This window comes from Christiangramia lutea (genome assembly GCF_022489035.1).
Taxonomy (GTDB): domain Bacteria; phylum Bacteroidota; class Bacteroidia; order Flavobacteriales; family Flavobacteriaceae; genus Christiangramia; species Christiangramia lutea.
In genome coordinates, this window is the sequence record NZ_JAKVTV010000002.1 from 14,093 (window position 1) to 26,082 (window position 11,990).

At 39.1% G+C, this 11,990-nt stretch carries 13 protein-coding genes; 11 read left to right on the plus strand and 2 right to left on the minus strand.

The window, feature by feature from the left end:
- The 7 genes from ML462_RS06345 to ML462_RS06375 all read left to right on the plus strand — a co-directional run bounded on the left by ML462_RS06345 (window position 1) and on the right by ML462_RS06375 (window position 5,552).
- Window positions 1-1,038, plus strand: coding sequence for a cytochrome d ubiquinol oxidase subunit II (locus tag ML462_RS06345; RefSeq protein ID WP_240712942.1), 1,038 nt, complete (start codon window positions 1-3; stop codon window positions 1,036-1,038).
- 92 nt (window positions 1,039-1,130) lie between these two features.
- Window positions 1,131-1,445: a hypothetical protein gene (locus tag ML462_RS06350; protein WP_240712943.1), complete on the plus strand. Its 315-nt coding sequence runs from the start codon at window positions 1,131-1,133 to the stop codon at window positions 1,443-1,445.
- Window positions 1,446-1,447: 2 nt separating this feature from the next.
- Entirely contained in the window at window positions 1,448-1,933 is a 486-nt protein-coding gene (locus ML462_RS06355) for a DUF2231 domain-containing protein (RefSeq protein ID WP_240712944.1), read from the plus strand.
- A gap of 90 nt (window positions 1,934-2,023) precedes the next feature.
- Window positions 2,024-2,845: an SDR family oxidoreductase gene (locus tag ML462_RS06360; protein ID WP_240712945.1), complete on the plus strand. Its 822-nt coding sequence runs from the start codon at window positions 2,024-2,026 to the stop codon at window positions 2,843-2,845.
- Window positions 2,832-4,238, plus strand: coding sequence for a coniferyl aldehyde dehydrogenase (locus ML462_RS06365; protein WP_240712946.1), 1,407 nt, complete (start codon window positions 2,832-2,834; stop codon window positions 4,236-4,238). The genes ML462_RS06360 and ML462_RS06365 overlap by 14 nt, the downstream gene beginning before the upstream one ends.
- 49 nt (window positions 4,239-4,287) lie before the next feature.
- Window positions 4,288-4,980: a nitroreductase family protein gene (locus tag ML462_RS06370; protein ID WP_240712947.1), complete on the plus strand. Its 693-nt coding sequence runs from the start codon at window positions 4,288-4,290 to the stop codon at window positions 4,978-4,980.
- A 161-nt stretch (window positions 4,981-5,141) separates the two neighbouring features.
- On the plus strand, window positions 5,142-5,552 hold the full coding sequence (locus ML462_RS06375) for a hypothetical protein (RefSeq protein ID WP_240712948.1): 411 nt from the start codon (window positions 5,142-5,144) through the stop codon (window positions 5,550-5,552).
- An 11-nt stretch (window positions 5,553-5,563) separates the two neighbouring features.
- Here the strand turns inward: ML462_RS06375 and ML462_RS06380 are convergent, their stop codons facing one another.
- The gene (locus ML462_RS06380) at window positions 5,564-6,562 is read right to left on the minus strand and encodes an aldo/keto reductase (protein ID WP_240712949.1); all 999 of its coding nucleotides are present in this window, start codon (window positions 6,560-6,562) and stop codon (window positions 5,564-5,566) included.
- A 174-nt stretch (window positions 6,563-6,736) separates the two neighbouring features.
- Between ML462_RS06380 and ML462_RS06385 the strand changes: the two genes are divergently transcribed.
- Both ML462_RS06385 and ML462_RS06390 read left to right on the plus strand, forming a co-directional pair.
- Window positions 6,737-7,633, plus strand: a complete 897-nt coding sequence (locus ML462_RS06385; RefSeq protein WP_240712950.1) for a sterol desaturase family protein — start codon at window positions 6,737-6,739, stop codon at window positions 7,631-7,633.
- A 12-nt stretch (window positions 7,634-7,645) separates the two neighbouring features.
- Window positions 7,646-8,983: an MBL fold metallo-hydrolase gene (locus tag ML462_RS06390; RefSeq protein ID WP_240712951.1), complete on the plus strand. Its 1,338-nt coding sequence runs from the start codon at window positions 7,646-7,648 to the stop codon at window positions 8,981-8,983.
- A 272-nt stretch (window positions 8,984-9,255) separates the two neighbouring features.
- On the opposite strand, the gene ML462_RS06395 is transcribed toward ML462_RS06390, so the two are convergent.
- Window positions 9,256-9,555 (minus strand): GIY-YIG nuclease family protein, encoded by a 300-nt coding sequence (locus tag ML462_RS06395; protein ID WP_240712952.1) that lies wholly within the window; start codon window positions 9,553-9,555, stop codon window positions 9,256-9,258.
- 396 nt (window positions 9,556-9,951) lie between these two features.
- On the opposite strand from ML462_RS06395, the gene ML462_RS06400 reads away from it, so the two are divergent.
- Both ML462_RS06400 and accC read left to right on the plus strand, forming a co-directional pair.
- Window positions 9,952-10,437: an acyl-CoA carboxylase biotin carboxyl carrier protein subunit gene (locus ML462_RS06400; protein ID WP_240712953.1), complete on the plus strand. Its 486-nt coding sequence runs from the start codon at window positions 9,952-9,954 to the stop codon at window positions 10,435-10,437.
- Between the two features lie 94 nt (window positions 10,438-10,531).
- Window positions 10,532-11,974, plus strand: coding sequence for an acetyl-CoA carboxylase biotin carboxylase subunit (accC, locus tag ML462_RS06405; RefSeq protein ID WP_240712954.1), 1,443 nt, complete (start codon window positions 10,532-10,534; stop codon window positions 11,972-11,974).
- Window positions 11,975-11,990 lie beyond the last annotated feature (16 nt).

The following is an 11,990-nucleotide window of genomic DNA, read 5'->3' on the forward strand; positions in this document are numbered from 1 at the left end:
ATGCTTTACGTTGTACTGTTTTTTACATTTTTCTCTCTGTTCCTTTATGTACTGCTGGGTGGTGCGGACTTTGGTGCAGGGATCGTTGAGCTTTTTTCATCCAGGGAGGACCGGAAACTTAATCGCGATACGGTTTATAAAGTAATGGGGCCGGTTTGGGAGGCAAATCACATTTGGCTTATAATACTTATTGTCATCTTATGGATCGCCTTTCCGGTCTATTTCAATATTATTATTATTTACCTGCATATTCCGCTTACCTTGGTGCTATTAGGGATCACCATGCGTGGAGTAGCCTTTATCTTCAGGCATTATGATGCAGTAGTGGGAGCTTCGCAAATATGGTATAATCGCATGTTCAGGATCTCAAGTCTTATTACACCAATTTTCCTGGGTATGTGCTTTGGAACCTTGATTAGTGGAGAGATCATTATTACCGAAGACTTTGCTGAAGTAAGTTTCGCAGATATTTTTATGAAACCCTGGTTTAATATATTCACTTTTTTAACCGGGTTGTTCTATGCGGCTTTATGCGCCTTTCTGGCATCTACCTTACTCATTGGCGAGACCTCGGGAGAAATAAGAAAAATATACAGTAAGAAATCTGCGATCTATACCATTGTCGTGGTACTTATGGGTGGGTTATTGCTAGCCTATGGATTTTGGAATGATATGGTGTTTATAAAGGAATTCCTCTCTAATGGTTATTCCTTAAGTGCGGTTAGCCTTTCAGCTCTTTTGTTGTTGCCTCTTTGGAAAGCGATTAAAGAACAGCATAGTGTTCTTACCAGGTTTTATGCAGGTTCCCAGATTCTACTGGTAATATTTGCTGCTGTGAATTCTCATTTTCCCGATCTGATTATAACCAGCACCGGTGATGTAAATATGATGGATGAGACTGCCCCAGATTCGGTGATACAGGTATTGGGAATTTCACTCATCATTGGAGGAGGCATCATACTCCCAGGATTATTTCACCTAATGAAATCTTTTAATATGATCAAAATTCCTGGTAAGACTCCGGGACAAGATGTTTAGCATATAGAAACTTATAAAAACTTGAGTCAGCTTTGTTCGGGCTGGATTTTTCGGTATTTTCACCCGGAAAAATTAATTTAATATTAAGCATTATGAGATCATCGATTTTAAAAGGACTATTTTTTAGCTGTATACTTCTATTTGTGGCCTGTGGAGAGAGCACAGATGTTGTTGAATCTGGAACTTACCAGGGGAATATCAAAGAAGTGGAAGCCGATAAAACTGAGATTTATGTAACTACCAACGATAATAAAACGCTGGAATTATACTTTACTGAAACTACCAGCCTAACCAGAAATGGAAATGAAGTGGAGTTTTCTGAACTTAAGGAAGGTCAGAAGGTGGAAGTTGAAGTAGAAAAGAACGGAAAAAGATTGGATCCTGTTTCAGTAAAAATTCTGGAATAGAGATGACAGAATTACCAGATTTTTGGCGGACAGAGGTGTTTCATCCTCTGTCCGTTCATTTTCCAATAGTTTTACTTTTATTCGCTACCATCTTTAAGATCATTGGTCTCTGGTCTTACAAAACTACCTGGGATCTTGGAGGAAGGTTCTTGTTGATATTCGGAGTGATAGGTGTCTGGATATCTATTTATACCGGTGACCTTGCAGACGGTATCGTATCACGCCAGTTATGCGATCCAACAGTCCTTAAGGATCATGAAAATTTTGCTTATATCACAGCCTGGATATTTACGGTGGCCTTAATTGTTGAAATTATCAGCCTTTATTTTGAACTAATTAGAACCAGGATACTTGCTTTTTTAATGGTTTTAACCTTGATAGTTGGTTCATTATTGCTTTTTTATGTTGGGCATCTGGGGGCAGAATTGGTTTATCAACAGGCGGCAGGTGTGAACGTGCCTTCTGAAGATTGTTCAGAATTCAACTGATAGAATTGCGTTTTTATTCAACTTGTTGTACTAATCTTTCCTGGAATTCTATTAAAATCCTATTTTTAGGTCTCAACCTTAACTTCGAACTTGACGAAATTTAAAGATAAAAACGTATTAATTACCGGAGGTGCCTCGGGAATTGGTTTTTTAATGGCAGAGGCATTCATAAAAAGGGGAGCAACTAATCTCATTATTTTCGATATTGACGAAATTGCTCTGAAGAAAGCCGGGGAACGCCTGCAGTCTCAGGGATGTAAAATCCTGATTTTACCTACCGATATTTCCAAAGAAACCGACCTTAAGAATTCACTTGCTATTGTTGCTGAAGCTGGCCTTGGCATAGATATTCTTATTAATAATGCCGGCGTGGTAACCGGCAAGAATTTCATAGATCATACTTTTCAGGATGTAGACAGGAACATGATGGTGAATTCTGTTGCTCCTATGAAACTTTCTTTGGCCATTTTACCTGATATGATTAAAAAAGGCGACGGACATATAGTGAATATTTCCTCAGCCGCAAGTATGCTTTCCAATCCAAAAATGTCGGTTTACTGTGCCAGTAAATGGGCCATGACCGGTTGGTCTGATTCTTTGCGTATCGAGATGGAAAATGAAAAGACGGGTATAAAGGTTTTAACGGTGACCCCATATTACATAGATACAGGAATGTTCGAGGGAGTGAACTCACCGGTTGTACCTGTTTTAAAACCCGATACTGTGGCTCATAAGATCATGAAAGCTATCGAAAAGGATAAGATCATTTTAAGAACTCCGTGGATCATTTACACTTTGCCATTTGTTAAAGGAATCTTTCCCAAACGTTTACTGGATATTTTCGTGGGTAAGTTCTTCGGAATATATAACTCTATGGATAAATTTAAAGGAAGAGAACATGAGCGAGGTTAATCTGCAAACAGTATTGGAGGCTCAAAAACTAGCTTTTAGAAAGGGATCTCCAGATATTGAAAAACGGAAGGATAGTTTAAAAAAGCTTTCTCTAATTATCGAAGAGAATAAAGACAGACTTATTGAAGCGGTATACCAGGATTTTGGATTGCGTTCAAGGGAAGAAACCCTTTTCCTGGAGATCTTTCCATTGCAGGATGAAATAAGACATGCCCTGAAGCATCTTCGAGATTGGACCAAGAGAAGATATGTGAGAGGTGCCTGGTTTCTCTTGCCAAGTACGGCATATTACCAATATCAGCCGCTGGGTTCGGTGGGGATCATGGGAGCATGGAATTATCAGGTACTTTTAACTTTAAGTCCGTTGATAGACGCAATCGCTGCTGGAAATCACGCAATATTGAAACCGTCTGAAATTGCACCTGCTTCAGCTGAGGTTCTGAAAGAGATCATCAATTCAAATTTTCCAAAGGAATATATTCATTGTGTAACTGGAGATGAAAGTCTGGCTAAAAAGTTTTCAGCTCTTCCGTTCGATCATTTATTTTTTACAGGCTCAACTAAAATAGGAAAACTGATTATGGCCGCTGCGGCTCCTAATCTTACACCTGTTACCCTGGAGCTCGGTGGAAAATCACCGGCAATTATTCATAAATCCTTTTCAGTAGAAATTGCAGCGAAACGTATTATGGCGGGGAAGTTATTTAACGCCGGTCAAACCTGTGTGGCACCAGATTATGTGATTATTCCCCAAGCCTTAAATGCAAAATTTGAACTTCAGGTAAAAAAGAATGTTTCAAGGTTTTATCCTAATATCACCCAAAATGAACAATACAGCCATATCATAAACCAGGATCATTATGAACGTTTAAGTTCAATTTTAATAGATGCCGAAGAAAAGGGAGCCAGGATAGTTGAACTTAGCGATAATACCTCAATGAAAGACACTCTACTTACCCCTAAGCTTGTCTTTAATGTATCAAATGATATGGAATTGATGCAGGAAGAGATCTTTGGACCAATACTACCCGTTTTAAATTTGGAAACGATTGAAGAGGCTGTGGATTATGTAAATGATAAACCAAAACCTCTTGCTTTGTATTATTTCGATAATAACGAAAAGAGGATTAACTGGGTTTTAAATAATACCTTGTCTGGTGGAGTTACACTGAATGATACGGTTTATCACCTGGCACAACATAACCTTCCATTTGGCGGAGTGGGAGCCAGTGGAATGGGACATTATCATGGCTTCGACGGTTTCAAAACCTTTTCCAAAAAAAGAGCCGTAATGCATCAAAAAAGGTTCGCAGCTTCAGACATGCTTCATCCACCCTTTACCGGAATCAAAAAGAAACTAATCAAGATAATGGGTAAACTAACCAGGGTTTAAACCCTTCCAAAGCATTTTATATATTTAAACCGAATTTGAATTTATAATTATGACCGCAAAGGAAAAAATGATCAACGGCTTCAGGCATATAGAATATAAGGGAGAATCTCTTTCTGAAGCTGAGGTGATCCAAAGGTCAAAGGATTTTTACCAGGCGATGGATAAACGCAGGTCTGTAAGGCATTTTTCTAATAAAGCAGTTCCTGAATGTGTGATTGAAAACATTATTAAAACTGCCGGAACCTCACCATCCGGAGCTCATAAGCAGCCCTGGAAATTCTGTGCGGTGTCTAACCCTGAACTTAAATCCAGGATTCGGGAAGCTGCAGAGAAGGAAGAGATCGAGAATTATTCCAGCCGAATGAGTGAACGTTGGTTAAAGGATCTGGCACCATTGGGGACAGATACCAATAAGGAATTTTTGGAGATCGCGCCCTGGTTGATTGTAGTTTTTAAGGAAGCCTATGAGCTGGATGAGAATGGGGAAAAACAAAAAAATTATTATGTAAATGAATCTGTGGGAATCGCCTGCGGAATGCTGATCTCGGCTATACATAACGCCGGATTGGTGACCCTTACCCACACTCCAAGCCCAATGAACTTTCTAGCAGAATTGCTGGAAAGACCGGCAAATGAAAGAGCTTTTTTATTGCTTCCGGTTGGTTTCGCTGCCAGTGATGCCGTGGTACCAGATATTCATAGGAAGAAATTAAATGAGATCTGTGACTTTTATAAAAAGTAACGCCGGTTTTTGTAGGGTAAAAACCAGCGCTATTAAAAATCATCATTATGCAAAACCTTATTCTAAGGGAAAAACAGTTATTCAATCAATCAAGCGCAAGATATTGCAAAGTGAAAAAACTGGGTGTAACATTTGTTACACAGGTGATTAGATTCTGAAAAATGCCAAAACTAATCATTAAAAGAAATTCTGAATGGGCCAACAAGATGAGGTCTTTCGACCTTTACCTTAACGGAAGGAAATTTGCTGAAATTAAGGATAAGCAAACATTATCCTTCACAATTCCTGAAGGGAACTATCAGTTAAAAGCAAGAATCGACTGGTGTGGAAGTGAACCTATTCATTTAGATCTAAAACAGAATGAATTTAAACGTGTTGAAATTAAAGGATTCATATTCTCAAAATATCTTTTTCCATTAGCGATGTTTGTAGGGGTCCTGTACTTTGGAGTCTATTTTAAGTTCAATCAAAACAGTCTTTTTCTGGCTACGCTCATGATGGCTCTTTTTGGTTATATGTTCTATTTTATGAGTTTTGGCCGTAACCGATATCTAAGACTCAGGGAGTTCTAGTACAATAGAAATCATTCAGGTACTTCCGCACGTTGATCAATCAAGTTTTCTTTCTTTAGATCTTCCCAGAATTCTTCTTTAATTTTCACATCAAAGGCCCTGGCGTTCTCTCTAACCTGTTCCGGTTTACTGGCTCCTGCAAGAACCGTATTAACCACCTGGGGAGCATAAGAAAATTGCAAGGACGCTGTGCTGAGGTCAACTTTATGTTTTTTAGCGATCTCTTTGATCCCGTTTAGTTTTTTTACTTTCTCATCCGGCATTTCGCCTCCGTAATTATAACGTTCATGTCCGGAAAGCAATCCTGCATTAAAAGGGGCAGCTGCAATAAGCCCAACCTCATGTTTTTCGATCACCGGGAAAAGTTCGTCAAGTGACTTTTTATGATCTACCAAAGAATATTGTATTGCGGAAAGGAACAAATCTGGATCTGCATCGGTCTCTTCCAGGGTTTTTATAATAGGTTCTATGGTATTCACTCCGAGACCCCAACCTTTAATAAGCCCTTCTTCCCGCATTCGGGTTAATTCAGGCATCGCACCTTTTCGGGCTACTTCAAAATGGTCCAGCCAGGTTGTGCCATCATTATATTCGCCATTATGATCTGGGGAAAGGTCATGTATAAAAACATAGTCTATTCTTTCAATTCCCAGCCTCTGCAAACTATCTTCTATAGACCTTCTTACCGCTTCCGCAGAATAATCATATCTGTAATCGAAAGGAGACGGCTTGTTCCAGATGGTTTCCGGGATTTTATCAGTAGCCGTAAGTACACGGCCCACTTTGGTGGATAAAATATAATCGTCTCTTTTCTGATTATGAAGGAAATGACCAAATCTTCTTTCGCTCAATCCCAGTCCGTACCACGGTGAGGTGTCATAATATCTTATTCCGGCATCCCAGGCTGCTTCCAGGGTCTGTTCAGATTCCTTATCGCTCATTACTTTAAAACCGTTTCCAATAGCTACACCGCCAAGTCCAAGTTTTTCTTTTAAAATATCTTTTCTCATTTTTTCTTTTTTTAGCATTCTAAATTTAACTAGAATGAATTCAGGTGTGGCTACATTTAACTCACTATAACATTGAAGCCTAATAGCTGTTAAGATGGTTCCTGAATTCTGTAACAAAAGTTACTGCCTTAACCCTCCTATATTTATATTTTTGTTTTCAGAATTTAAAAAAGCTTGGAAAAGTACCTAGATATTATTGCTAATTCCTTTACCGGATATTTTAATTATCTGGTTAATGAAATAACCCATCCAACCTGGACCAGTTATTTTTACTGGTTAATAGGGCTATCTCTTTTGGTGTGGATCCTCGAGATCATGATTCCATGGAGAAAGGACCAGAAGTTAATAAGGAAAGGTTTTTGGCTTGATGGTTTTTATATCCTGTTCAATTTCTTCCTTTTTTCATTAATTGGCTATAACGCCCTTAGTAATGTTGGAGTTGAATTATTCAATGATTTCCTTGGACTTTTTGGAATTGAGAATATAGTAGCGGTAGAGTTGGGCAATTTACCAGTTTGGAGTCAGTTGCTTATCATGTTCGTAATTGCCGATTTTATCCAGTGGAATGTTCACCGCCAATTGCACAGAAGGCCTTACCTGTGGGAATTTCATAAGATTCACCATAGCGTCAAGGAAATGGGATTTGCGGCACAATTCAGGTTTCATTTTATGGAAACCATCATTTATAAAAGTGTGCAGTATATTCCACTGGCTATGATTGGTTTCGGAATCAAGGAATTCTTTATAGTTCATATGTTTGCCGTTTTGGTGGGGCATTTGAACCATGCTAACCTGGGTTGGAGTTATGGTCCATTGGGTTATGTTTTCAATAATCCGAGAATGCATATTTGGCATCATTCAAAGAAACTGCCTGAGGACAGGCCCTATGGAATGAATTTCGGACTCAGCCTAAGTCTCTGGGATTATCTTTTCGGAACTGCCTTTATTCCGAAGAGTGGTAAAAAAATTGAACTGGGCTTTAGCGGAGATGAGGATTTTCCGGAAGATTTTAAAAATCAAACCTTATTCCCGTTTCAGAATAAAAATAAAGCAAGAACCAGCAAATTATAAAAACCGATTATAATGACTATAAAACAATTCAAAGACGAGCCTTTAGCACATTATTCCTATGCTATTGCCAGCGAAGGAAAGATGGCTCTGGTAGACCCTTCGAGAAATCCTATGGAATATTATCGATATGCCGAGGAGCAGAATGCACAGATCGTTGCGGTTTTCGAAACTCATCCTCACGCCGATTTTGTAAGTAGCCATATGCAGATCCATGAAGAGACTGGGGCAACTATTTACGTAAGTGAATTGGTTGGAGCAGATTATCCGCATAAAAAATTTGATGATGGAGATTCGTTTGAAATTGGGAAAGTAACTTTTAGTGCTATTAATACTCCTGGACACTCACCAGATAGTATAACTGTGGTTGCTAAAGATGGCGATGATACAGCTTTATTTACAGGAGATACCTTGTTCATTGGAAATGTAGGTAGACCAGACCTGCGTGAAAAAGCTGGAAATATGAAGGCCAAAAGAGTAGATCTTGCCAAGCAAATGTATCATACCATTCAGAATAAATATAATGATCTGCCTGATGATGCCCTGGTTTATCCAGCCCACGGCGCCGGTTCTCTTTGCGGAAAGAATATGAGCGATGCTTCTTCCAGTACCTTAGGAAATGAGCGACAGGGAAACTGGGCCTTTAAAGAGCAGACCGAAGAAGAATTCGTAGAGGAGATCCTGAAAGATCAGCCTTTTATTCCACATTACTTTGGATTCAATGTAGATATTAATAAAACAGGACCGGAGAACGTTCAGCGTACCAAGTGGGCGAATAAATTGAGACTTAATGTTTCTGAAGGAGATAAGGGAGTAACCGTTGTGGATACTCGCGATGAGGCTGACTTTAAAAAAGGACACCTGCCTGGTAGTATCAATATCATGGCCCGTTCTGAAAGTGATAAATATGAAACATGGTTAGGAGCGATCATCAAGCCTGAAGAACAATTCTACCTTGTGCTTGATAGTGTAAATAACCTAGAGGAAATTCTTGAAAGAACTGCCAAAATTGGTTACGAAAAACAGATCAAAGCCATCTTTACTTTATCTAAAGATGTTTCTAAAGGATCTGATGAATTAGATCTTGAAGACTTTAAAAAGAATAAAGATCATTATACCATTGTAGACATTCGAAATAAGAGCGAGGTAGCCGAGGGTAAGATCTTTGAGGGCGCTATCGCTATTCCTCTAAATGAACTAAGAGAAAACTCTACTGAGATCCCTTCACATAAACCTGTAGTGGTACATTGTGCCGGTGGTTATAGATCTGCCGCCGGAAGCAGTATCCTGGATGCGCAATTTGAAAGTACCAAGGTATATGACTTGAGCGAAGCTATTAAGGAATTTAAATAGATTTAGAAGATTTAAAGAAAAAACCCGGGCTTGTCCACCGGGTTTTTTTTATGACGAATTTCTCTTCATTTTTAGCTTATCAATTTCGAAATGTTATTGCCAGCTTATTGATTTCTTTTCGTCATTGCGAGCTCATTTTTTTCCAACGGTCATTGCGAGCGCAGCGAAGCAATCTCATTTTTCATGGTTGAAATAATCATAAGACTACTTCAGTCGCTGCACTTCTTCGTAGAGACATTTGCGAAGTCATTGCCAGCACAGGGAAGCAATCTCTAAAATTGAAATAACCAATCTTTAGCTAGATCTTTCCATTCAACATTCTGGGATTCGATCATATTTACTTTTCTTTTCCTGTTTCCTGCCTTTAATTTCTTTTCAAACTCGATGGCTTCCGTAATGTTACCGAAATCGGTGTAAAACACTAATTTGTAACAATTGTATCTTGAGCTAAAACTACCAGGAAAATGTTTTGTTTTATGCTGATAAACTCGTTTTAGAATATTGGAGGTTACCCCAGTGTATAGAACTGAGTTATGTTTATTGGTCATTATATAGACGTAACCTTTCTTCATTAAATAAATATAAGCTTTGTAAGCTATTTTTCTATTTGTGATTACGAGCGTAGCAAGGCAATCTCATCATGCGAATTGGCAATTGTGATGAGACTGCTTCAGTCGTTGCACTCCTTCGCAGAGACGTTTGCAAGGTCATTGCGTGCGAATCGATTTCTAACGTCATTGCGAGCGCAGGGAAGCAATCCCACTATATTGAGTTGAATATTTGGTGAGACAGCTTCAGGCAATTCAATCCTTGGTAATGAGGTTTTGAAAACCATTGCGAGCACAGCGAAGCAATCTTATCCATTGTACTTAAAACAGGATTTTGAGATTTCTGCAACACTTCATACTTCTTAAATTTTCTATATTTACGCTCCAAGCTTAAAAAATAACCATATATAAAAGCTTTTTATGGATAAAAAATATAAAGTGAAGGTAAACGACTCTCTGGAATTCGAATTTTCAGAAGAAGAGATAGCTGCGCTGGACACACAAAAAACTTCAGAAAAGAATTATCATCTTCTAAAAGATAATCGATCTTTTTCTGCGGAAATATTCAAACCAGATTTCCTTAACCGGAATTACGAAATCAAGATCAACTCGAACATCTATTCAGTAAAGATTAATAACGAACTGGATCAGCTAATCGATGAAATGGGGCTTTCCCTGGGTAGCTCACAACAGATTAACGATATCAAGGCTCCAATGCCCGGTCTTATCCTGGAAGTGAATGTGAAGGAAGGCGATGAGGTAAAAGAAGGAGATTATCTTCTGGTACTGGAAGCCATGAAAATGGAAAACACCCTTACCGCACCAAGAGACGGAGTAGTAAAATCTGTTACCGTTGCTAAGAGCGATACCGTAGAGAAGAATGAGCTCTTGATCGAAATGGAGTAATTTAAAGCCAGTATTCGATAGATCGAAATCTAAATTTTAAACTTAATGAGAAGTAACCTCAAGCCTAGTCTGGAGGTCTTATTAAAACATCAAAATGAAAAAAATATTAGTAGCCAACAGGGGGGAGATTGCTTTAAGAGTGATGAAAACCATAAAACGAATGGGGATAGACACAGTAGCTGTCTATTCTACAGCCGACAGGAATGCGCCACATGTGAAGTTTGCCGATGAAGCGGTTTGTATTGGTGAGGCTCCATCCAGTGAATCTTACCTGAAAGGTGATAAAATAATAGAAGTAGCAAAAAGTCTTAATGTGGATGGTATCCACCCGGGATATGGGTTCCTGAGTGAAAATGCTACATTCGCTGAATCTGTAGAGAAAAATGGAATCACCTGGATAGGTCCGGGATCAAAGGCCATTAAAATAATGGGAAGTAAGCTGGCAGCTAAGGATGCTGTAAAGGCTTACGATATTCCTATGGTTCCTGGAATTGATGAAGCCATCACCGATACCGAAAAAGCAAAGAAAATTGCCAGGGATATCGGTTTTCCTATTCTTATAAAAGCTTCTGCCGGTGGTGGAGGTAAGGGAATGCGTATTGTTGAAAAGGAAAAGGACCTTGAAGACCAGATGAAACGTGCCATTAGTGAGGCAGAATCTGCTTTTGGGGACGGTTCGGTGTTTATTGAAAAATACGTGGCCTCGCCAAGACATATCGAAATCCAGGTACTAGCAGACACTCACGGAAACTATCTGCATTTATTTGAAAGAGAATGCAGTATTCAGCGTAGGCACCAGAAAGTAGTGGAAGAAGCTCCTTCAGTAGTGCTGGATGAGAATTTAAGGAAAGAAATGGGAGAGGCCGCTGTAAAAGTTGCCCAAGCCTGTGATTATGTAGGAGCCGGAACGGTAGAATTCCTTTTTGATGAAAACAGGAATTTCTACTTCCTGGAAATGAATACAAGATTACAGGTGGAACATCCGGTTACCGAATATATTACCGGAGTAGACCTTGTGGAACAACAAATCCTGGTTGCCAGAGGTGAGGAGCTATCATTTACTCAAGATGATCTTAAGATTAAAGGCCACGCCATGGAACTTAGGGTATATGCTGAAGATCCGTTGGAAGATTTTATGCCTAGCACGGGAACCCTTGAAAAATATGAAGTTCCGGTAGGAGAGGGGATAAGGCTGGATAACGGTTTTGAAGAAGGTATGGAAGTCCCTATTTATTACGATCCCATGTTAGCCAAGTTGATCACTTATGGTAAGACCAGGGAAGAAGCCATTCAAATGATGATCAAAGCAATAGATCATTATATCGTAGAAGGAGTGAGCACAACCTTGCCTTTCGGAAAATTTGTATTCCAGCATGATGCTTTCAGAAGCGGTAATTTCGATACACATTTCGTAAAGAAATATTACTCTCCGGAAGCTCTGAAAGAAGAAACCGAAGAAGAAGCGAAACTAGCCGCTCTTATGGCCTTGAAGCAATATATGCAGGATAAGGAGCAACTAAGATTACCACACAACTAAAATTCAGAATTGAGAG

Coding starts and splice junctions, on each gene's coding strand:
- ML462_RS06350 (WP_240712943.1), top strand. CDS start 1,131: ATGAGATCATCGATTTTAAAAGGACTATTTTTTAGCTGTATACTTCTA.
- ML462_RS06355 (WP_240712944.1), top strand. CDS start 1,448: ATGACAGAATTACCAGATTTTTGGCGGACAGAGGTGTTTCATCCTCTG.
- ML462_RS06390 (WP_240712951.1), top strand. CDS start 7,646: ATGACTATAAAACAATTCAAAGACGAGCCTTTAGCACATTATTCCTAT.
- ML462_RS06380 (WP_240712949.1), bottom strand. CDS start 6,562: ATGAGAAAAGATATTTTAAAAGAAAAACTTGGACTTGGCGGTGTAGCT.
- ML462_RS06345 (WP_240712942.1), top strand. CDS start 1: ATGCTTTACGTTGTACTGTTTTTTACATTTTTCTCTCTGTTCCTTTAT.
- ML462_RS06400 (WP_240712953.1), top strand. CDS start 9,952: ATGGATAAAAAATATAAAGTGAAGGTAAACGACTCTCTGGAATTCGAA.
- ML462_RS06375 (WP_240712948.1), top strand. CDS start 5,142: ATGCCAAAACTAATCATTAAAAGAAATTCTGAATGGGCCAACAAGATG.
- ML462_RS06370 (WP_240712947.1), top strand. CDS start 4,288: ATGACCGCAAAGGAAAAAATGATCAACGGCTTCAGGCATATAGAATAT.
- ML462_RS06365 (WP_240712946.1), top strand. CDS start 2,832: ATGAGCGAGGTTAATCTGCAAACAGTATTGGAGGCTCAAAAACTAGCT.
- accC (WP_240712954.1), top strand. CDS start 10,532: ATGAAAAAAATATTAGTAGCCAACAGGGGGGAGATTGCTTTAAGAGTG.
- ML462_RS06395 (WP_240712952.1), bottom strand. CDS start 9,555: ATGAAGAAAGGTTACGTCTATATAATGACCAATAAACATAACTCAGTT.